Genomic DNA, 20465 nt, shown 5'->3' with positions numbered 1-20465 from the left:
TACGAAAGACTCGACTCCCCAGTAGGTCGGATTAGCCGAAGGCGTAATCCGACAAAGCCCTCAACCAATCACCCAAATCTCAATCCCGAACCTCAATCCCCTGCGCCTTCATAAACGCCTTGGCCTCCGGAATCGTATGCTGCCCGAAGTGAAAGATGGACGCCGCCAACACCGCATCCGCACGCCCCTCGGTCACTCCGTCCGCAAGGTGCTGCAGCTCGCCAACACCACCTGACGCAATCACCGGCACCGACACCGCGTCACTGATGGCCCGCGTCAGCCCCAGATCAAAGCCAACCTTGGTGCCGTCCCGGTCCATACTGGTCAGCAGCAGCTCACCGGCACCCATGGCCGTCATCTTGCGGGCCCACTCCACGGCATCAAGGCCTGTAGGCTTGCGGCCACCGTGGGTAAAGATCTCCCAACGCGGCTCTTCGCCTTCGCCACTGACACGCTTGGCATCAATCGCCACCACAATGCACTGGCTGCCGAAGCGGTCGGCGGCTTCGCGGACAAATTCCGGGTTGAATACTGCAGCGGTGTTGATCGACACCTTGTCCGCCCCGGCGTTCAGGAGCTTGCGGATATCTTCCACGGTGCGCACACCGCCACCAACGGTCAGCGGAATGAACACTTCGGCAGCCATGCGCTCCACGGTTTCATAGGTGGTGTCGCGGCTTTCGTGGCTGGCGGTGATGTCCAGGAAGGTAATTTCGTCCGCGCCCTGCTCGTTATACTTGCGGGCCACTTCCACCGGGTCACCGGCGTCGCGGATATCGACAAAGTTCACGCCTTTTACAACGCGGCCTTTGTCGACGTCGAGACAGGGAATGATGCGTTTTGCCAGAGCCATGATCGTATTACCCCTTCAGGCTGTCACAAAAAGCCTGGGCTTCGGCTACATCCAGGGTGCCTTCGTAGATGGCGCGACCCGTGATGGCACCGAGAATGCCCTTGTCTGCCACGGTTGCCAGGCGCTTGAGGTCGTCCATATTGGTCACGCCGCCGGAGGCGATAACGGGGATGCCGCCTTCTTCCGCCAGCGCAGCAGTGGCTTCCACGTTCACACCCTGCATCATGCCGTCACGGCTGATATCAGTGTAAACAATCGCATCCACGCCGTCGTTGGCGAAGCGTTTGGCCAGGTCGGTAGCCATGACTTCGGAGACTTCCGCCCAGCCATCGGTGGCAACGCGGCCGTCTTTGGCGTCAAGGCCAACGATGATATGGCCCGGAAACTTCTTGCACATTTCAGTGACGAACTCCGGCTCCTTGACGGCCTTGGTGCCGATGATTACCCACTGTACGCCGGCCTTGAGATAGGCCTCAATGGTTTCGGCAGAGCGGATGCCGCCACCAATCTGGATCGGTAGATCCGGATACTTGCGGGCAATGGCCTGGACGATTTCGCCATTGACGGGTTCGCCGGCGAAGGCGCCGTTCAGGTCCACCAGGTGCAGGCGGCGGGCGCCTGCATCGACCCAGCGGGTTGCCATGTCGACGGGGTCGTCACCGAACACGGTGGAGTCGTCCATGCGGCCCTGGCGCAGTCTTACGCACTTGCCGTCTTTGAGGTCTATGGCCGGGATAATCAGCATGTTCCAGTCCAGTTCGTAAAGTTTTTCAGTAATTGCAGTCCCGCCCTTGCGCTTTTTTCCGGGTGGAACTGCACTGCAAAGATGTTGTCTCTTGCCACCGCCGCCGCCAGGTCGACGCCGTAATGGGTGCGGCCGGCGATATCCGGATTACCGGCTGCTTCGGCGTAGTAGCTGTGCACAAAGTAGAAGCGGTCGCCGTCGGGGATGTCGTGCCAGAGCGGGTGGTCCATGGTCTGGTGGACTTCGTTCCAGCCCATGTGGGGCACTTTCAGGCGCTCGCCATTTTCGGTGAGGTTATCTCCGAAGAAGCGGACTTCCGACTGGAACAGGTCAATACAATCCACCCAGCCGTTTTCTTCGCTGCGGGACATCAGTGCCTGCATGCCAACACAGATACCAAGCAGGGGACGGTCGGCGGAGACCTCCCGCACCAGGTCATCAATGCCCAGGCGGCGGATCTCCGCCATGCAGTCGCGGATGGCACCCACGCCCGGCAGAATTACCCGATCCGCGCTGCGGATCTGGTCGGCATTGTCGGTGACCAGTACGCGGGTATCCGGCGCTACGTGCTCAACCGCTTTGCTGACGGAATGAAGGTTACCCATGCCGTAGTCGATAATGGCAACGGTTTTCATGTGAAGAGAGACTTCCCGAATCGAGGTTCTTTATTTGAGCCCGGGGACCGCTTACAGCGATCCCTTGGTGGACGGAGTGATACCCGCCATACGCTCGTCCATTTCAATCGCCATGCGCAGGGCGCGACCGAAGGCCTTGAACACAGTCTCAATCTGGTGGTGGGTGTTCTTGCCCTTCAGATTGTCGATGTGCAGGGTCACCATGGAGTGGTTCACAAAGCCCTGGAAGAACTCCGCAAACAGGTCCACATCAAAGCCCCCGACAGAGCCACGGGTGTATGGCACATCCATCAGCAGGCCGGGGCGGCCGGAAAGGTCAATCACCACTCGGGACAGTGCTTCGTCCAGGGGTACGTAGGCGTGGCCATAACGGCGAATGCCTTCCTTGTTCCCCACTGCCTGCTTGAAGGCCTGGCCCAGAGTGATGCCGATGTCTTCCACGGTGTGGTGATCGTCAATGTGCAGGTCACCCTTGGAGACGATGTTCAGGTCCACCAGACCGTGGCGGGCGATCTGGTCCATCATGTGCTCAAGGAAAGGCACGCCGGTGTCAAAACTGGACTTGCCGGTACCATCGAGATCGATTTCAACGGTGATCTGTGTTTCCAGGGTATTTCGTTCTACCCGAGCCTTGCGTTCGGCCATGGAGACTCCAAAGTCATCAATCGGCAAATGCCGGAAAATTGTCTGCGTGCATTATACCTTTTATCGCTTCCCGCGTCCCGTAACGGCCTCAATGGCGATGATAGCCGCAGGCATCAGAAGGCTTTTTTCAGGTTGTTCATGTAGGTGTCCACCAGGCTGTTGAACTCGTGCTTGATCACCGGGCTGATCGCCAGTTTCAGCAGGCTCGGCAGTGGCACGGTCAGCTCGGCGCTGGTCTGGAATTTCACCGAGGTGGTGTTGTCGTCTTTTGCCTTGAGGGTCCAGGAGCCTTTTACCACGCCATTGCCCTCACCTTTCACCGGCTCCCAGGTGATCTTGCCGTTGTCCTTGTCCGGGTAATACTTGCAGGCGTAAACCGACTGGATGGCATGCTTGTCCACCCCTACTTTTTCCATTTCCCAGCGATAGGCATTGTCACCCAGATCCACTAGCTTATGCACCTTGGGGAAATGGCTGGCTGACTCCGGTACATCTGCCAGAAGTTCAAAAACCTTGTCATATCCGGCAGGCAGATCCAACTCACGGTTCAGCTCGATAGAGACAGTTATAGCCACTGCTTGCTCCTTTTTATCGTTGTAAGACGCGCATTACGTTGCTGTTAAAAAGTCGTTAGGAAATAAGATGCCTATTTTGGCTGATCACTAACGTATTGTCATACATCCAGGCTTTTATTTTGTTACCCCTGGGTTATGCTTGGGCTGATAATCTGCCCAATAACCGGACATGAATTAAAGGAAGGACGCCAGAATCATGAAAGCTGTTCGTTATGTGGCTCTCGCCATTGTCGGCCTGATCATCCTTGCCATTGCCGCCGTGGCTGTTGCCGTTGCCGTCATTGACCCCAACACTTACAAGCCGCAGATTGAGAAAGCGGTCGAGGACAGTACCAATCTCGACCTGATTCTGGCTGGCGATATTGGCTGGTCGTTTATCCCGCTGGGCCTGGAATTGAACGATGTCGAGGCAAAACTGGAAGACGAACGGCTGGTTCGCCTGGATCAACTGGTCGCCAAGCTGAGCTTCTGGTCGCTGGTAACCATGTCGCCCAGGGTGGACACCTTTCTGCTGAGCGGCCTGGACGCCAACCTGTCTGTGGACGAGAACGGCAACGGCAACTGGACACGGATCATGCCGGAAGGCGAAGCCAAATCGGAGCAGGAAGAGCCCATCGCGGAGGAAACTGCCGACGAACCCGCCGGTGACAGCGAGCCGTTGAACTTCAATGTGGAAAGCGTGGAAATCAGCAATGCCCGCGTTCACTACGAGGACAAGGGTACCGGCCAGGCTTTCACCCTGGAAGACTTCACCCTTAATGCCAGCGAAATCACCCTGGGCTCCAGCTTCCCGCTGAACGTGGCGTTCCGGTTTGCCACCAACCAGCCCCAGTTTGAAGTCAACGGCGACATCAGCGCCCGTCTTGCAGCCAACGAAGCGCTGAATGAGTTTGGCGTATCCGGCCTCGAGGCGGTCTTTGACATGAGCGGGGAACCGCTTGGCGGAGAGACCGTTCGTGCCGAGCTTGCCGGCTCCCTGGAAGCCAACCTGGAGAACGAAACCGCAACCCTCAGCGGCTTTACCGCCAGCCTCGCAGACCTGAAGCTGAACACCGACCTTTCTGTGAACGGTTTTGGTGACAAGCCGAAGCTCGAAGGCAGCCTCAGCATTGACGAGTTCTCCCTGAAAGCCCTGCTGGCAGCCCTGGGCCAGCCCGCCATCGAAACGGAAGACCCTGAAGTGATGAAGGCCCTGGCCTTCTCTACCAACATTGGCGGTCCTGCCGGCACGGTGGAAATGAGCGACCTGACCATCAGCCTGGACGACACCACCTTCCGGGGTGACGCCAGCTATGCCCTTGCCGACAGCGCCGTTGGCCTGAATCTGCAGGGTGATGCCATTAATGCCGACCGCTACCTCCCACCCGCCAGTGATGAAGAAGCTGCCACTGAGGAAGCGCCACAAGGGGGCGGCTCCGCAGAAGAAGGCGACCTGCTGCCACTGGAAACCCTGCGGTCACTGGTACTGGACATTAATCTCGGGCTGGGTGAGCTGATTGTCAGCAACCTTACCATCAACGAAATCAAATCGGTCATCTCCGCACGTAACGGTGTGCTGAAGGTGGAAGATTTCAGCGGCCAGCTTTACTACGGCTCGTTTGACGCTAATGTCACCCTGGATGCCCGCACTGACAACCCGCAATGGACCATCAACAAGGACATCAAAGACGTTCAGACACTGCCCCTGCTGGCAGACCTCGCCGATCTGGATATCCTCTCGGGCGGTGCCAACATGGCCGTCAACGTTAAAACCTCCGGCAACCGTATTTCCGATCTGCGCAGCAATGCCAACGGCGAGATAAACTTCAACCTGGCTGAAGGCGAGTTCACCCGGATGAACCTTACCCGCATGGCCTGCCAGGGCATTGCCCTGGTCAATCAGGAACAGCTGGGCAGCTCGGATTGGGGCACCAGCACCCCGTTCAACGACATGAAGGGCACCCTCAAGATTGATGGTAACACCCTTACCAACACTGACCTGGTTGCTGCCCTCGCCGGCATGAGGCTGGAAGGCGACGGTACAGTGGATCTGGCCGCCTCCAACCTGGACTACGAAATTGGCCTTCGTATCGTCGGTGAAATCCACCGGGATGAAGCCTGCCGGGTAACCGAGTACGTGGAAGACGTTGTCATTCCTGTTGAGTGCCGCGGTGACTATGCCAAAGACCCGGCCGGCCTGTGCTCCTTCGACGGCTCCCGCTTCCGCGACACGCTGAAGACCATCGCCGCAAATGCCGCAAAAGTAAAAGCCCGCGAAGAAGTGGACAAGGCGAAGTCCAAAGCAGAAGAGAAGGTATCCGAGAAGCTGCAGGAAAAACTGGGCGAAGAAGGCGAACAGGTCAAAGACAAGCTCAAAGGTCTGTTCGGCCAATGAGCGACCGTTTTGCCCGCAAACTGTTGGCCTGGTACGACGAAAACGGCAGGCACGACCTGCCCTGGCATCATGACCGGAACCCATACCGCGTGTGGGTTTCGGAAATCATGCTGCAGCAAACCCAGGTCACTACCGTTATCCCCTACTTCGAAGCCTTCATGCGGCGCTTTCCGGATGTGAAAGCGCTGGCCACGGCTCCGGTAGATGATGTGCTCAGCCATTGGTCCGGACTCGGTTACTACGCCCGCGCCCGCAACCTGCAAAAGGCTGCCCGGCAAGTGGTGGAGAAACACGACGGACACTTCCCCAAAAACCTCGAACACCTGCAGGCCCTGCCCGGTATCGGCCGCTCGACCGCTGCAGCCATCCTGGCCCAGGCACACCAACAGCGGGCCGCCATTCTGGACGGCAACGTAAAGCGGGTTCTGGCCCGCTACCACGCCATTGCCGGCTGGCCCGGCAAAACCGGCGTACTGAACCAGTTGTGGGAGCGCGCCGAACAACACACGCCCGAAGAGCGCATCCGTGACTACACCCAGGCCATCATGGACCTGGGTGCCATGGTGTGCAGCCGCAGCCGACCGGCTTGCGAAAGCTGCCCGCTGCAGGCCGGGTGCGAAGCCTATGCCAGGGGCGAAACCAGCCTCTACCCCGGTTCCAAACCCAAAAAGGCCAAGCCAGAGAAAACCACCTGGATGGTGATACTGGAAGATCACCAGGGGCGCATCCTGCTGGAACGCAGGCCACCCAGCGGCATCTGGGGCGGCCTCTGGAGCCTGCCGGAACTGGACCCGGCCTACAGCCCCGAAGAGCTGCCAGATGCCTGCGAACAGGCCTTCGGCTTCAACTGCAGCGAACCGGAACTTACCAGCGGTTTCCGCCACACCTTCAGCCACTACCACCTGCACATCCAGCCAGCGCGGCTGACCGTGCACAGTTCCGCGCAAGTCAACGACGCAGAGAACCATCAATGGATTCACCGGGCCCAGGCCCTGACCCTGGGCCTGCCGGCACCCATCCGCACCCTGCTGACCTCACCGGAACAAACCGTCCTGCTCTGATCTGTTATCATCCCTGCAGATTGAGCAACACGACCTCCAAACAGGAGCAGACATGAGCCGCACCGTATTCTGTCGTAAATACCAGGAAGAACTTGAAGGGCTGGACTTCCCGCCCATGCCCGGCAAGAAAGGCGAAGACCTCTACGAGAACGTCAGCAAGAAAGCCTGGGAAGAATGGCAGGCCCAGCAGACCATGCTGATCAACGAAAAGCACCTGAGCCTGATGGACCCCAATACCCGCAAGTACCTGCAGGCGCAGATGGAACGCTTCTTCAACAACGAGCCCTTCGACAAGGCCGAAGGATACGTGCCACCAGAGCAGTAGGCGCACCCAACCTGTGGAAGCGCCTGTAAAAATTTTCCAGGAACGGCCTTGACTCAGACAACCTAAACCGGTTTAATAGCGCCCCGTTGCACAGCAGCACCGCAACGCGCCCGGATAGCTCAGTTGGTAGAGCAGGGGATTGAAAATCCCCGTGTCGGTGGTTCGATTCCGCCTCCGGGCACCAAGTATTCCATGACTTAGCCCGCCTTGTGCGGGCTTTGTTGTTTCTGGTCCAGCCTATGGAACGTTCATGGGGCTGACCTGCTGCCAGCCCTCAAAAACATTGCTCTTCCACAGCCGCCAAATACGCGAGCATCCCTCAAAATCTCCCGCAAACCCTGATAACTGACCAGTCCTTCTGAAACCTGACAATTTAAGCTACCCTGAAACGACAAAACTATTCCAACTCAGATAGTTGCAAACAAGAAGTAACGGCGGCGGGCGCATGGACAAGAAAAAGCTCACAGAGCGGGACATCTGCAGCAAGTTCATCAACCCGGCTTTGGAGAAAGCCGGCTGGAACATGCACAGTCAGGTGCGGGAGGAAGTATCGTTCACCGCTGGTCGTATCATCGTTCGTGGTCGCCTGCACACCCGAGGCAAGCGCCGCCGGGCGGATTACGTTCTGAGCTACAAGAAGAACATGCCCATCGCCATCATTGAGGCCAAGGACAACAGTCACAGCCTTGGTGACGGTATGCAACAGGCACTGGCCTACAGCGATGCCCTCGATGCACCGTTCGTCTTCAGTAGCAATGGCGATGGCTTCCTGTTCCACGACCGTACCGGCCTTTTCGGCAAAACCGAATCCACCCTGAGCCTGGACGAATTCCCCTCCCCTGACACGCTCTGGGAGCTGTACTGCGAATTCAAAGGCATCACCCAGGCTGGCCGGCAAACCGTCGAACAGCCTTACTACGACGACGGCAGTGGTCGAACACCTCGCTACTACCAAACGGTCGCCATCAACCGCGCCGTGGAAGCAGTGGCACGGGGCCAGAACCGAATCCTGTTGGTAATGGCCACTGGCACAGGTAAAACCTTTACCGCTTTTCAGATAATCTGGCGGCTCTGGAAGTCTAAGCAGAAGAAGCGAATCCTGTTCCTGGCCGACCGCAACATTCTTGTGGACCAGACCAAGAACAACGACTTCAAGCCCTTCGGCCAGGCCATGACCAAGGTGACGAACCGAACGGTGGATCCTTCTTATGAGATTTACCTGTCCCTGTACCAGGCCGTCACCGGCAGCGAGGAAGAGCAGAACATCTACAAACAGTTCTCGCCCGACTTTTTTGACTTGGTGGTTATTGACGAGTGCCACCGGGGCAGCGCCTCCGTGGATTCCGCCTGGCGCCAGATTCTGGAATATTTCTCTGCTGCGACTCACATCGGACTCACGGCCACACCAAAGGAAACCAAAGAAGTCTCCAACATCGACTACTTCGGCGAGCCGGTTTACACCTACTCCTTGAAGCAAGGGATCGAAGACGGCTTCCTCGCCCCATATAAAGTGGTCCGCATCGACCTGGACCGCGACCTGCAAGGCTGGCGTCCGAACAAGGGCCAGACCGACAAGCACGGCGAGCTGATAGATGACCGCATATACAACCAGAGGGATTTCGACCGCACTCTGGTTCTTGAGAAGCGCACCGAAGTGGTGGCACAGAAAGTCACCGAGTTTCTGGAGCAGACCGATCCGTACCAGAAAGCCATCGTGTTCTGCGAAGACATCGACCACGCCGAACGCATGCGCCAGGCCTTGGTGAACCTGAACCCGAAGCGGGTGAAAGAGAACCGCAAGTACGTGATGCGCATTACCGGCGATGAGCAGGAGGGTAAGGCCGAGCTCGACAACTTCATCAACCCGGAAGAGCGTTACCCGGTAATTGCTACCACCAGCAAACTGATGACCACTGGCGTGGACGCACAAACCTGCAAGCTCATCGTGCTGGACCAGCGCATTCAGTCCATGACCGAGTTCAAGCAGATTATCGGCCGTGGCACCCGTATCAACGATGACTACAACAAGCACTGGTTTACCATCCTGGACTTCAAGAAAGCCACCGAGCTATTTGCAGACCCGGCCTTCGATGGCGACCCGGTGAAGGTCTATGTGCCTGGAGCTGGAGACCCGGTTAACCCTGATGACGAACAGGCAACGCCTACCTCAGATCCGGAGCACGAATGTGGTGAGGAACCAGAAGGCTATGAAGTGGAGCCCGGTTCTGGGTGGGAAACCGACGACCCGACGGGCGGTGATACCAGCGGCCCTGGTGAGGGCGGCGGAACAGGTGGAGGCAGAACTCGTTACGTGGTGGGTGATGTCGAAGTGAACGTTATTGCTGAACGTGTCCAGTACCTGGGGCCGGACGGCAAGCTTATCACCGAGAGCCTGAAGGACTTCACCCGCAAGAAAGTGAAAGAACAGTACGCCACGCTCACCGAGTTTCTCAAGCGCTGGAACGAAACGGAACGTAAGCAGACCATCATCGAAGAATTGGCCGAGCAAGGCGTCATCTGGGATGACCTCATCAAGGACGTGAGCAAAAAGCTGGGTGCCGAGCCCGACCCCTTCGATGTCATCTGCCACATCGTTTACGACCAGCCGCCCATGAGCCGCAAGGAACGGGCCGAACAGGTGCGCAAGAAGGATTACTTCAGCAAATACGAGGGGGCCAGCAAACAGGTTCTGGATGCCCTCCTGGACAAGTACACCGATGACGGAATCGAACCCATCGAAGACATGAAGGTGCTCACCATCGCCCCCTTCAGCCAGCTCGGTGCGCCCATGGAGCTGCTACAGGCCTTTGGCGGCAAGCCCGGCTACACCGAAGCCGTGAAAGACCTGGAAGACGAGCTGTACCGGCAAACCTCATAATCCGATTTACCACTTAACACCTATTCCGAACACCCAGGAACTGAATACTTATGTCTATCAGCACGACCATCAAATCCATCCAGGACATCATGCGCAAAGACGTCGGCGTAGACGGCGATGCACAGCGTATCGGCCAGTTGGTCTGGATGCTGTTCCTGAAAATCTTTGACGACCGGGAGCAAGAGTGGGAGCTGTTCTACGACGCCTACAAATCGCCGATTCCCGAGAAGCTGCGCTGGCGCAACTGGGCGGCCGACCCGGAGGGCATGACCGGCGACGAACTGAAAGACTTCATCGACAACACCCTGTTCCCCGGCCTTCAGAACCTGGAACCGGCCGGTGACGACTACCGGGGCGTGGTCATCCGCAACGTGTTCGAGGATGCCTACAACTACATGAAGTCCGGCCAGCTCATGCGCCAGGTCATCAACAAGCTGCAGGAGGGCGTCGACTTCAACAAGTCCGCCGAGCGCCACGAGCTGGGCGATATGTACGAGCAAATCCTCAAAGACTTGCAGAGCGCCGGCAACGCCGGTGAATTCTACACCCCGCGGGCGGTAACCGAGTTCATGGTCAACCGGGTAGACCCGAAGCTGGACGAGAAAGTAATGGATCCTGCCTGCGGCACCGGCGGCTTTCTCACGTGCACCATTGAGCACAAGCGCAAGAACTACGTGGACACGCCGAAGGACGAGCAGACCCTGCAAAAGAGCATCCATGGCGTCGAGAAAAAGCCCTTACCGCACCTGCTGGCCACCACCAACCTGATTTTGCACGGCATCGAAGTGCCGGACCAGATTAAGCACGACAACACCCTGGCCCGCCCGCTCATAAGCTGGGGCCCGAAAGAGCGGGTGGACATTATCGTGGCCAACCCACCCTTCGGCGGCATGGAAGAAGACGGTATCGAAACCAACTTCCCCAGTGCCTTCCGCACCCGGGAAACCGCCGACCTGTTCATGACCCTGTTCATCCACCTGCTGAGGGACGGCGGCCGCGCCGCCGTGGTGCTGCCAGACGGCTTTCTATTCGGCGAAGGCATGAAAACCCGCCTCAAGGAAAAGCTCCTGGAAGAATGCAACCTGCACACCATCGTGCGCCTGCCTAACGGTGTGTTTAACCCTTACACCGGCATCAAGACCAACCTGCTGTTCTTCACCAAGGGCAAGCCCACCGAAACCGTGTGGTACTACGAACACCCCTACCCGGAAGGCTACAAGAGTTACAGCAAAACCAAGCCCATGAAGTTCTCGGAGTTCCAGACCGAAATCGACTGGTGGGGCACCAAGGCCGATGGCTTTGCCAGCCGAGTTGAAACCGAACAGGCCTGGAAGGTACCCATCGACGACATCAAGGCCCGTAACTACAACCTGGACATCAAGAACCCGCATGTAGGTGAACAGGTTAACCACGACCCGGACGAACTGCTGGCCAAATACGAACAGCAACAGGCCGAAATCCAGGAAATCCGCCACCAACTGCGGGACATCCTTGCCGATGCTCTCAGCCATAGCACCGACGGAGGTGCGGCGTGAGTGCGCGGGAGCTGATTACTGAACATCTGGATTTGTGGACCGGCGCGGTCACCAAGAAGTCCAACAGTGGACGGGGAAGTAATGGCAAGGTTGAGTTGACCGGGGTTAAGAAGCTGCGGGAGTTGATTCTGGAGTTGGCTGTTCGCGGCATGTTAGTGGAGCAGGCCCCCAACGAAGCACCCGCTAGCGTGCTGTTAGACGACATATTGGAGGAAAGGAAGCGGCTGGCAAATGAAGGGCACATTCGAGGTCACAAATGCCCTCCAGCAACGGAGCTTAATAGGCTACCCGCCAAATTACCGGATGGATGGGCAGGAGCAACTCTATCTCATTTGGGCGTCTTCTCAGGGGGCAAAACTCCGAGCAAGTCTCGTAGTGAATTCTGGAATGGAGATATACCTTGGGTAACCCCCAAAGATATGAAAAGTGCCGAAATTTCTGCCTCTGAAGACCACGTGACACAAGATGCGTTGAACGCTGGAGGGCTCGCACTTCTTCCCGAGAACGCAGTTCTCTTCGTGGTGCGAAGTGGCATTCTCAGACGGATGTTTCCAACTGCAGTAACGCGAGTTCAGTGCACTATCAACCAAGACCTTAAAGCGCTGCGACTGTTTAAGCCAGAAATGGCCCGTTACATACAAGTTCTGTCATGGGGCTTTGAGCGTTTTATTTTGGAAAAGCTAACGAAAACGGGCACGACTGTGGAAAGTCTGAAGTTTAGCGACTTTGCGAATCAACCATTCCCGCTTCCCCCTCTGGAAGAACAACACCGCATCGTCCAAAAAGTCGATGAACTCATGGCGCTCTGCGACCGGCTGGAACAACAAACCGGCGACCAGCTCGAGGCCCACGAAACCCTCGTGGACACCCTGCTCGGCACCCTCACCCAATCCGAAAATGCCACCGAACTGGCCGACAACTGGGCCCGTCTCGCCGCCCACTTCGACACCCTGTTCACCACCGAACAGAGCATCGACAAGCTCAAGCAGACCATTCTCCAACTGGCGGTGATGGGGCGATTGGTGGAGCAGGATGGGGGGGATGAGCCGGCGACTGAGCTGCTAAAGCGAATTCAAGACGGGAAAGACCAGTTGTCGCAGTCGTCGAAACAGAGAAAAGCCAAGCCCCTTCCACCAATTTCCGAATCAGAGGAGCCTTTCTCCCTGCCCTCGGGTTGGACTCTTTCACGTTTAGATGACATCACAGACATCCAGGGTGGAATCGCAAAAGGCAAAAAGGGATCTGGCAAGAAAACGCACACTTTACCGTACCTCAGGGTGGCAAACGTCCAGCGGTCGTCACTCGACCTTTCCGAAATCAAAGAAATCGAGATAGCGGAGGATGAGGTCGAGCGTTACCTTGTTCGCCGGCGTGACCTCCTCATTACGGAAGGTGGCGATTGGGACAAGGTGGGCAGAACCGCCATTTGGGATGGAAGCATTAAACCCATGGCGCATCAGAACCATGTATTCAGAGCCCGGTTAATACTGGCAGAGCAGAATGAACGCTGGCTCGAGCGGTATCTGAACTCCCAATTTGCAAGGAACTATTTTGCCGGCTCAAGCAAACAGACCACCAACCTCGCGTCCATAAATAAAACCCAGCTTCGAAGCTGCACTGTTCCCTTGCCACCCCTTGCGGAACAGAACCGCATCGTCCAAAAAGTCGAGGAACTCATGGCCCTCTGCGACCAACTCAAAGAACGCCTGAACAAGGCGAGCCAGACCAAGAGCCAACTGGCTGAAGCCGTTGTTGAGAAATCGCTGGGTTGAAATCACAACTCCAGAAACAGCAGCTGTTGCCAGCGAGACAAAACTGCAATGGACAAACAAAGACAAAACCATTAACCTATTAGGTTAATAAAAAGCAGGATTTTATGGAAATCACCTTCGCCACGAAAAAGCTGATGAAGCAAATGAACGATGGCCGAGAGATGGTTAAGGCTCATGGATCCAAGAGAGCCAAAAAACTTCAGATAGTGCTTACCCAGTTGCATGCTTTGCCGAATCTAGGGGCGTTCGCGCCACCGTACAGCCCGCCCCATAGGTGTCACGAGCTTACGGGGAACCGAAAAGGGGAGCTAAGCGTCGACCTGGACCATCCTTATAGGCTTATCCTGAAACCAGACCACAATCCGTTGCCAGAACGCAGTGAAGGCGGATTGGATTGGTCCTCAGTTACAAAGATTAAAATTATTGGAGTGGTGGATACACATGGGTGAATCGATAAAGAACCAATACGAGCCCAACTACGCGATCCAGCCTGGTGAAGTCTTGAATGATGAGCTGAACATGCGGGACATGAGTCAGCAGGAACTGTCAAAACGGACTGGGCTATCTGCGAAGCACATTGTTTCGATTATCAAAGGAAAGTCTCCGATAACTCCTGAAACAGCGATAAAGCTGGAGCGAGCTATTGGAATGCCGGCCAATTACTGGCTGAACCTTGAGAGCAACTACCAAGAAATAAAAGCCAGGCTAGACGAAGAAGAACAGCTTGAGTCTGACCTTAACTGGCTTAAACGAATTCCCGTCAATGAAATGGTAAAGCTCGACTGGATTAAGCGCTACAAGGATAAGAAGGAACAGCTCAAAGAGGTCTTGCAATTCTTCGGGATTGCCAGCGTGGAGCAATGGGGAGACATGTGGCCACGACTCAGTGTGGCATACCGTCAGAGCAATCAATCCAAGGCGCTTCCTGAGGCGGTCTCTGCATGGCTTAGGAAAGGAGAGCTTGATGCGGCTTCAATCCACTGCGCCTCATATAACAAGCAAAACTTCCGTAGGGCGCTTGATAAGATCCGGGCGTTAACCGACATGCCTCCTGATGAATTCGTGCCGAAGATGCAAGCACTTTGCTCTGAGGCAGGCGTAGCCGTTGTCTTCGTCCCCTCGTTGCCGAAAACAGGGGTCAGTGGTGCTACACGCTGGATTCATTCAAACAAGGCCGTCATTCAGCTGAGCCTACGATATCGTTCGAACGACCATCTATGGTTCACGTTCTTTCACGAAGCGGGCCATATTCTGCTTCACGGGAAAAAAGATTTGTTCATTGAACGGACCGACAAGAGCAGCAACGGCCTCGACGAAGGGAAAGAGGCCGAGGCCAATCATTTCGCACAAAATGAACTAGTACCCTCAAAAGCGATGGAGAAGTTCATTCGAAGCGGTGCCCGAACAAAAGCTGATATTTGTTCTTTCGCAGAAGAGGTAGGGATAGCACCCGGTATCGTAGTTGGACAGCTTCAGTTTAGAGGCGTTCTTGACTTCAAATTCTGTAACGACCTCAAGCGCTACTACAAATGGGAGCACGAGCAATCCTCCTGAGCACCCAGACCGAGTAACGGATAAGGCAATCTATGGCAATCGAACAGGGTATCTGGCGTATCGGAGACCAGCCTAAAAAGCTTAAACCCGCAGCACTGGCGGACGAAGCCTTGCTAGAAGACCAAGTAATGAAGGATATCTCTATCCTGAATTCTGACTGGCTTCTAATCGGTCGCCAGGTTCGTACAAGCTACGACAAGCTTATCGACCTACTCGCGATGGACGCCAACGGTTCTATCATCATCGTTGAGCTCAAGCGGAACAAAACACCGCGCGATGTGGTTGCGCAAACCGTTGATTACGCATCCTGGGTTGCGAACCTGTCTGACTCAGACATCGTCGACATCTACCTGAACTTTGCCCGAACCTACCGGCTTGAACACCAAACACTCGACGAGGCTTTCGCGGCGAAATTTCGGACACCGCTTTCGGATATCACCATCAACGACAGCCATCAGATGGTGGTCGTTGCGACCTCACTCGACTCAAGCTCAGAGCGTATCATCAACTACTTGAACGAGTATGCTCAAATATCCATCAACGCCCTCTTCTTCGCTGCATTCGAAGACAATGGACAACAGTACCTAAGCCGCGCCTGGATGATTGATCCAGACGAGAACCAGGAGCGAGCCGTAACCAAAGGCAAGAAGGAGCCCTGGAATGGCGAATTCTATGTCTCGTTCGGCGACAACCGGCCATGGGAGCTGGCGCGTGAGCTTGGTTTCATCGCTGGAGGAGGCGCGGACTGGTATTCCAAAACCCTCTCAATGCTGTCTGAGGGCGACCGAGTGTGGGTCAATATCCCCAAAACCGGTTACGTGGGTGTCGGCATTGTCACCGGTGAGCGGGAACGAGCCGACCAACACCAGTTCGAGACACCCGACGGACCGAAAACCATTCCAGAGATGGATACCAATGGGCCCTATGCCCACTTGGTTCATGACGTGGACGACGAAGCAGCAGAATACCTTGTTCCCGTGCGCTGGCTGCACACTGTTCCCAAGGAGAGTGCATTTAGCGAGGTCGGCCTTTTCGGAAACCAGAATACAGTTTGTAAACCGACGACGCCGAAGTGGAGCCACACCGTTAACCGTCTAAAGAGTGTATGGAACATCTCCTAATGGCTTACGAAAACTGCCCAAAGTGCAGTACCAGAAAACATAAAGTGATGAAGTGCAACGCAAGCAGCAGACCACGACACAGAAATCCAGCAAGTCGCTAATATTACAGTTATTTTATTTCGTTATGTTTTGCCATCTGTTGCATTGACGTGATTGAAAATCCCCGTGTCGATGGTTCGATCCCGCTTCCTATTGATCCAAGGGCTTATAGGCCCGATACCCCTGCCCATTTGCTCCCTTCTTCACCGTGAAGTACTCGGACCGCTCAACCAGCAAATCAGAGAATTTCTTGGCACCATAGGTTCGCGGGTCAAAATCCGGGCGTGTGCGCTTGAGGAACGAGCCGGCGGCAGAGAAGGTTGCCCAGCCCTGGTCGTCCTGGGTTTGCTCCCAGGCCCTTTTTAACAGCGCTACTTCCTCCGGGAGTTTTTCCTGTTTCTTCCGTGGGGCTTTCGATTTGGTGGGCTCGTCAGGCGCGGCTTCCGCTTCTTCCGGGTACTCCAGGTTCTCGGTAAACAGAAAATCGTCACACGCACTTCTGAACGAGACCGGGGTCTTTTTCTCGCCGAATCCGAATACGTATATCTCGGACTCCCTCAGCCGTGAGGCCAGTTTGGTGAAATCACTGTCGCTGGAGACCAGGGCGAACGCATCAAACTTCGAGGAATAGAGCAGATCCATCGCATCAATGATCATCGATGCATCTGTGGCGTTCTTGCCTTTGGTGTAGGCGAATTGCTGGATGGGCTGGATCGCCAGCTCATTCAGAACGGTCTTCCAGTTTTTGAGGCTGTCTATCGACCAGTCGCCATAGGCCCGCTTCACAACCACGTGACCATGGGAAGACAGTTCTTCAATAATTAGCGGCAGCTTGGTCAGCTGGGCGTTATCGGCGTCGATCAGAACGGCAATTTTCTTGTGCTGCTCAAGGTCCTTCAATGTACTTCTTCCTTTGTTCGGATCGTGTACATCAAGGACTTCCGCAAAACAGCCTTTCAGGCAGCCTTGCGGAAATCCTCGATTCGTACGGTTTTATCACGCTTCCGCTTGTACTTGCTTTTGTCTTCCACCACCCGCATCTGGTATTTCGGGGTTTTCAGTTCACGCTGAACAGCGCTGTGTTGTGTGGGCTTCGCCCGCTTTTTCGCCATAGTGGGTATCTCCCTGGTTGGCTGGATTTTACCAGGGAGATTATACCACTGCCCTAGCTGATAACACAGGTACCCGCCCGGCGCTCAAGAATCGCCAGCGCATCCTCCAGCCGGCCGATACCGCTGACGCCACCGCTTTGGGCGAAATTACCAGCTGCGGCCATTTTGGGGCCCATGGAGCCTGCTGGAAGGTCCAGCTTGCGGGCCTCATCGAGCGTCAGCTCATGGATGGGGGCGGCGGTGTCTTTGCCGAAGTTACGGTATATGGCATCCACATCGGTAAGGAGCAGCAAAGCGTCTGCACCCAACTGGCTGGCCAGTAGTGCGCTGGCGGCATCCTTGTCGATGACGGCTTCGATGCCGATCATGCTGCCATCGTCCCGGCGAAGAATGGGGATACCGCCGCCTCCGGCACAGATCACCACAACACCCTGTTCCAGCAGCAGTTGGAGCACCCGCATATCGGGAATTTCCAGGGGTTTGGGCGAGGGCACTACCCGCCGCCACTTGTCGCCATCCTGGGCAATGTGCCAGCCGGCAGCTTCAGCTTTGGTCTCCGCTTCTTCCTTGTCATACACCGGCCCGACAAATTTCGTGGGTTTCTTGAAGGCGGGGTCGTCCTTGTCCACCAGAACCTGGGTCAGCAGGGTTGCTACTGGCCGGTCGTGATCGAGGGCATTTTCCAGTTCCTGCTCGATGATATAGCCGATCATGCCTTCGGTTTCCGCGCCAAGCACGTCCAGCGGATAGGCTTCGTCCGGCTTATAGGCAGCGCCCTGAAGCGCCAGTAAGCCTACCTGGGGGCCGTTGCCATGGGTGACGACCAACTGGTGGCCGGCGCGGACGATGTCGGCCAGTGATTCGGCGGCAACTTTCACGTTGGCGCGCTGGGCCTCGGCGGTCAGCGGCTCACCGCGCCGCAACAGGGCATTCCCTCCCAATGCTGCTACCACAAGCATGTCGAACTCCTTATCTCAGCTTCCAAGAGTGGCAACGAGCACCGCCTTGATGGTGTGCATCCGGTTCTCCGCCTGATCAAACACAATGGAAGCGGGGCTTTCGAAGACGTCGTCGGTGACTTCCATGGCCTCAATACCGAACTCCGCCTGCATCTCCTTACCGACGGTGGTCTCGGTATTGTGGAATGCCGGCAGGCAATGCATGAACCTTGCCCTTGGATTGCCGGTTTTCTCCATCAGGGCAGCGTTGACCTGATAGGGCTGCAGCAGTTTGATCCGCTCTGCCCACTTCTCCTTGGCTTCGCCCATGGACACCCACACGTCCGTGTAGACAAAGTCCACACCCGCCACCGCAGCATCAATGTCTTCAGTAATCATGATCCGGGCGCCGGTTTCATCGGCAATGGCCTGTGCTTCCTTCTGAATTGCCTCGCTGGGCCAGCAGGCTTTGGGAGCGCACAGACGTACGTCCATTCCCATCTTGGCGCCACCAATCAGCAGGCTGTCGCCCATGTTATTGGCGGCGTCGCCAATGAACACAAAGGCCACGTCACGCAGGGGCTTCTCCACGTTTTCCTGCATGGTCAGGAAGTCTGCCAGTATCTGGGTGGGATGGAATTCATTGGTCAGCCCGTTGTAGACCGGCACGCCGGCATACTTCGCCAGCTCCTCGACAACCGCCTGGCCGAAGCCCCGGTATTCGATGGCGTCATACACGCGGCCAAGCACCCGCGCGGTGTCCTTCACCGATTCCTTGTGACCGATATGAGTGCCCGTTGGGCCCAGGTAGGTGACCCGGGCGCCCTGGTCAAACGCCGCAACCTCAAACCCGACCCGGGTCCGGGTGGAGTTCTTCTCGAAGATCAGCGCTATGTCCTTGCCCTGCAGCATCGGCACTTCGGTGCCGGCGTACTTGGCGGTTTTCAGGTCGGCGGAAAGCTTGAGCAAAAAACTGATTTCCCGGGGCGTAAAGTCCCTCAGGGTCAGGAAATGTCGGTTCTTGAGATTAAAAGCCATGGTTCTGCTCCTTCCTTGTCAGACTGCATCTCGTATGGTGGGGCAGCTCATGCAGCGCCCACCACCCCGGCCCCGGCCCAGTTCCGCGCCGGGTATGGCCAGTACCTCTATGCCGGCCGCTTCCAGGGCGGCATTGGTATCGTCGTTGCGGTCGTAACCAATAACGACGCCCGGGCTCAGTGCTAACACGTTATTGCCATCGTTCCACTGTTCCCGTTCCCGCTCGGCAGGGGTGTCGCCACCAGTGGCGACCACTTCCAGCGACGGGTAACCAAGGACCTCCGCAACAACATCAAACAGCGGGCGACTGTCCTGGAAAAACGACAGGTGCTTGTCGCCGTCTCCCGGACGCAGGTCGTAGCAAACCATTTCATCGGCGACTTCCTTGAACGTGGTGACTACGTTGCCGCCACAGAAGGTAAACACCGTATCCAGGTGCATGGCTGAACGGGTCTTGGGAATCTGGCAGGCGATCACCCTGTCTGCCGTGCCGTTGGCAAACAGCGCCCTGGCCAGCTGGCCGATGGCTTGCGGGGAGGATCGTTCCCCCATCCCCACCAGCACGGCGCCATTACCCACCGGCATGATGTCTCCTCCTTCGAGGGTCGCCAGCGCATGATCTGCAAGCGGGTCGCCCCAATGCACGTTCACCTTGCCGGCGAATTTGGGGTGGAACCGGTAGATCGCGCTCATCAGTAGCGTCTCCGGCTTGCGCGCAGCCCAGTACATCGGGTTGAGGGTGACACCGCCATAGATCCAGGCGCTGTTGTCACGGGTGAACAGGAAGTTCGGCAGCGGCGGCAGCACAAACCCGTGAGGCCCCAGGTGATTGCCAAACAGTCCGGCGGGATCGAAAGGCAGGTCGCCCACTTCCAGTCCGCCGATGAGGAACTCTGCCAGGGGCTGGCCAGGTAGCTCATCCATCCAGGCGCGGAGATCAGACACCATACCCACCCCGATATGGTTCCAGGTGATCCGGTTATCCAGAATCCAGGCCCGCGCCTCCAGGATATCGAGGGTGTCCGCCAGCAGTTCGTTAACGTCCAGCACCTCCACGCCCCGGGCACGCATCAACCCCGCGAATACATCGTGGTCTTTCTCGGCCTGCTTGACCCAGAAGACATCGTCAAACAGCAGTGCATCGCAGTTGGACGGGGTCAGTCTCCGGTGGGCAAGCCCCGGGCGGCAGACGATGACCTGCCGCAGGGTACCGGTTTCAGAGTGAACACCAAGTGTGTGCTCAGCCATGTCGCATGCTCCTTTGC

The 20465-nt window shown here is 56.6% G+C and carries 18 protein-coding genes and 1 tRNA gene; 9 read left to right on the top strand and 10 right to left on the bottom strand.

Going from position 1 to position 20465, the window contains the following annotated elements:
- Positions 1 to 79 precede the first annotated feature (79 nt).
- From hisF to QPL94_RS06365, 5 genes are all read right to left on the bottom strand, one after another.
- Positions 80 to 853 (bottom strand): imidazole glycerol phosphate synthase subunit HisF, encoded by a 774-nt coding sequence (gene hisF, locus QPL94_RS06385; protein ID WP_285356281.1) that lies wholly within the window; start codon positions 851 to 853, stop codon positions 80 to 82.
- A 7-nt stretch (positions 854 to 860) separates the two neighbouring features.
- Positions 861 to 1598 carry a 1-(5-phosphoribosyl)-5-[(5-phosphoribosylamino)methylideneamino]imidazole-4-carboxamide isomerase gene (hisA, locus tag QPL94_RS06380; protein ID WP_285356280.1) on the bottom strand — a complete coding sequence of 246 codons (738 nt, stop codon included), beginning with the start codon at positions 1596 to 1598 and terminating at the stop codon, positions 861 to 863.
- Positions 1592 to 2233 carry an imidazole glycerol phosphate synthase subunit HisH gene (hisH, locus tag QPL94_RS06375; protein ID WP_285356278.1) on the bottom strand — a complete coding sequence of 214 codons (642 nt, stop codon included), beginning with the start codon at positions 2231 to 2233 and terminating at the stop codon, positions 1592 to 1594. The genes hisA and hisH overlap by 7 nt, the downstream gene beginning before the upstream one ends.
- A 51-nt stretch (positions 2234 to 2284) precedes the next feature.
- Positions 2285 to 2878 carry an imidazoleglycerol-phosphate dehydratase HisB gene (gene hisB / locus QPL94_RS06370; RefSeq protein WP_285356276.1) on the bottom strand — a complete coding sequence of 198 codons (594 nt, stop codon included), beginning with the start codon at positions 2876 to 2878 and terminating at the stop codon, positions 2285 to 2287.
- 113 nt (positions 2879 to 2991) lie between these two features.
- The gene (locus QPL94_RS06365) at positions 2992 to 3453 is read right to left on the bottom strand and encodes an SRPBCC family protein (protein ID WP_285356275.1); all 462 of its coding nucleotides are present in this window, start codon (positions 3451 to 3453) and stop codon (positions 2992 to 2994) included.
- 196 nt (positions 3454 to 3649) lie between these two features.
- On the opposite strand from QPL94_RS06365, the gene QPL94_RS06360 reads away from it, so the two are divergent.
- From QPL94_RS06360 to QPL94_RS06320, 9 genes are all read left to right on the top strand, one after another.
- Positions 3650 to 5827, top strand: coding sequence for an AsmA family protein (locus QPL94_RS06360; protein ID WP_285356274.1), 2178 nt, complete (start codon positions 3650 to 3652; stop codon positions 5825 to 5827).
- A complete protein-coding gene (gene mutY / locus QPL94_RS06355) occupies positions 5824 to 6888 on the top strand; it encodes an A/G-specific adenine glycosylase (RefSeq protein ID WP_285356273.1) in 1065 nt (354 codons plus the stop codon). Before QPL94_RS06360 ends, mutY begins: the two co-directional genes overlap by 4 nt.
- A 52-nt stretch (positions 6889 to 6940) precedes the next feature.
- Complete coding sequence (locus tag QPL94_RS06350; RefSeq protein WP_135803150.1) at positions 6941 to 7213, top strand: oxidative damage protection protein; 273 nt, start codon at positions 6941 to 6943, stop codon at positions 7211 to 7213.
- Positions 7214 to 7321: 108 nt separating this feature from the next.
- Positions 7322 to 7397 (top strand) — tRNA-Phe (locus QPL94_RS06345).
- Positions 7398 to 7658: 261 nt separating this feature from the next.
- On the top strand, positions 7659 to 10091 hold the full coding sequence (gene hsdR, locus QPL94_RS06340; protein WP_285356268.1) for an EcoAI/FtnUII family type I restriction enzme subunit R: 2433 nt from the start codon (positions 7659 to 7661) through the stop codon (positions 10089 to 10091).
- 50 nt (positions 10092 to 10141) lie between these two features.
- The gene (locus QPL94_RS06335; protein ID WP_285356266.1) at positions 10142 to 11626 is read left to right on the top strand and encodes a type I restriction-modification system subunit M; all 1485 of its coding nucleotides are present in this window, start codon (positions 10142 to 10144) and stop codon (positions 11624 to 11626) included.
- Complete coding sequence (locus QPL94_RS06330) at positions 11623 to 13398, top strand: restriction endonuclease subunit S (protein ID WP_285356264.1); 1776 nt, start codon at positions 11623 to 11625, stop codon at positions 13396 to 13398. Before QPL94_RS06335 ends, QPL94_RS06330 begins: the two co-directional genes overlap by 4 nt.
- 441 nt (positions 13399 to 13839) lie before the next feature.
- Entirely contained in the window at positions 13840 to 14952 is a 1113-nt protein-coding gene (locus QPL94_RS06325; RefSeq protein ID WP_285356263.1) for a HigA family addiction module antitoxin, read from the top strand.
- A gap of 32 nt (positions 14953 to 14984) precedes the next feature.
- A complete protein-coding gene (locus QPL94_RS06320; protein ID WP_285356262.1) occupies positions 14985 to 16073 on the top strand; it encodes an endonuclease NucS domain-containing protein in 1089 nt (362 codons plus the stop codon).
- Between the two features lie 189 nt (positions 16074 to 16262).
- On the opposite strand, the gene QPL94_RS06315 is transcribed toward QPL94_RS06320, so the two are convergent.
- The 5 genes from QPL94_RS06315 to QPL94_RS06295 are packed head-to-tail and all read right to left on the bottom strand — an operon-like array spanning position 16263 to position 20448.
- The gene (locus tag QPL94_RS06315) at positions 16263 to 17012 is read right to left on the bottom strand and encodes an NYN domain-containing protein (protein ID WP_285356261.1); all 750 of its coding nucleotides are present in this window, start codon (positions 17010 to 17012) and stop codon (positions 16263 to 16265) included.
- A gap of 56 nt (positions 17013 to 17068) precedes the next feature.
- Positions 17069 to 17224 (bottom strand): hypothetical protein, encoded by a 156-nt coding sequence (locus QPL94_RS06310; RefSeq protein WP_285356260.1) that lies wholly within the window; start codon positions 17222 to 17224, stop codon positions 17069 to 17071.
- Positions 17225 to 17277: 53 nt separating this feature from the next.
- A complete protein-coding gene (gene arcC, locus QPL94_RS06305) occupies positions 17278 to 18183 on the bottom strand; it encodes a carbamate kinase (RefSeq protein ID WP_285356259.1) in 906 nt (301 codons plus the stop codon).
- Positions 18184 to 18198: 15 nt separating this feature from the next.
- Positions 18199 to 19200, bottom strand: coding sequence for an ornithine carbamoyltransferase (gene argF / locus QPL94_RS06300; protein ID WP_285356257.1), 1002 nt, complete (start codon positions 19198 to 19200; stop codon positions 18199 to 18201).
- Positions 19201 to 19218: 18 nt separating this feature from the next.
- Positions 19219 to 20448: an arginine deiminase gene (locus QPL94_RS06295; protein WP_285356256.1), complete on the bottom strand. Its 1230-nt coding sequence runs from the start codon at positions 20446 to 20448 to the stop codon at positions 19219 to 19221.
- Positions 20449 to 20465 lie beyond the last annotated feature (17 nt).

This window comes from Marinobacter sp. SS13-12, from assembly GCF_030227115.1.
GTDB lineage: Bacteria > Pseudomonadota > Gammaproteobacteria > Pseudomonadales > Oleiphilaceae > Marinobacter.
This window is presented reverse-complemented; position numbering and strand designations above follow the sequence as displayed.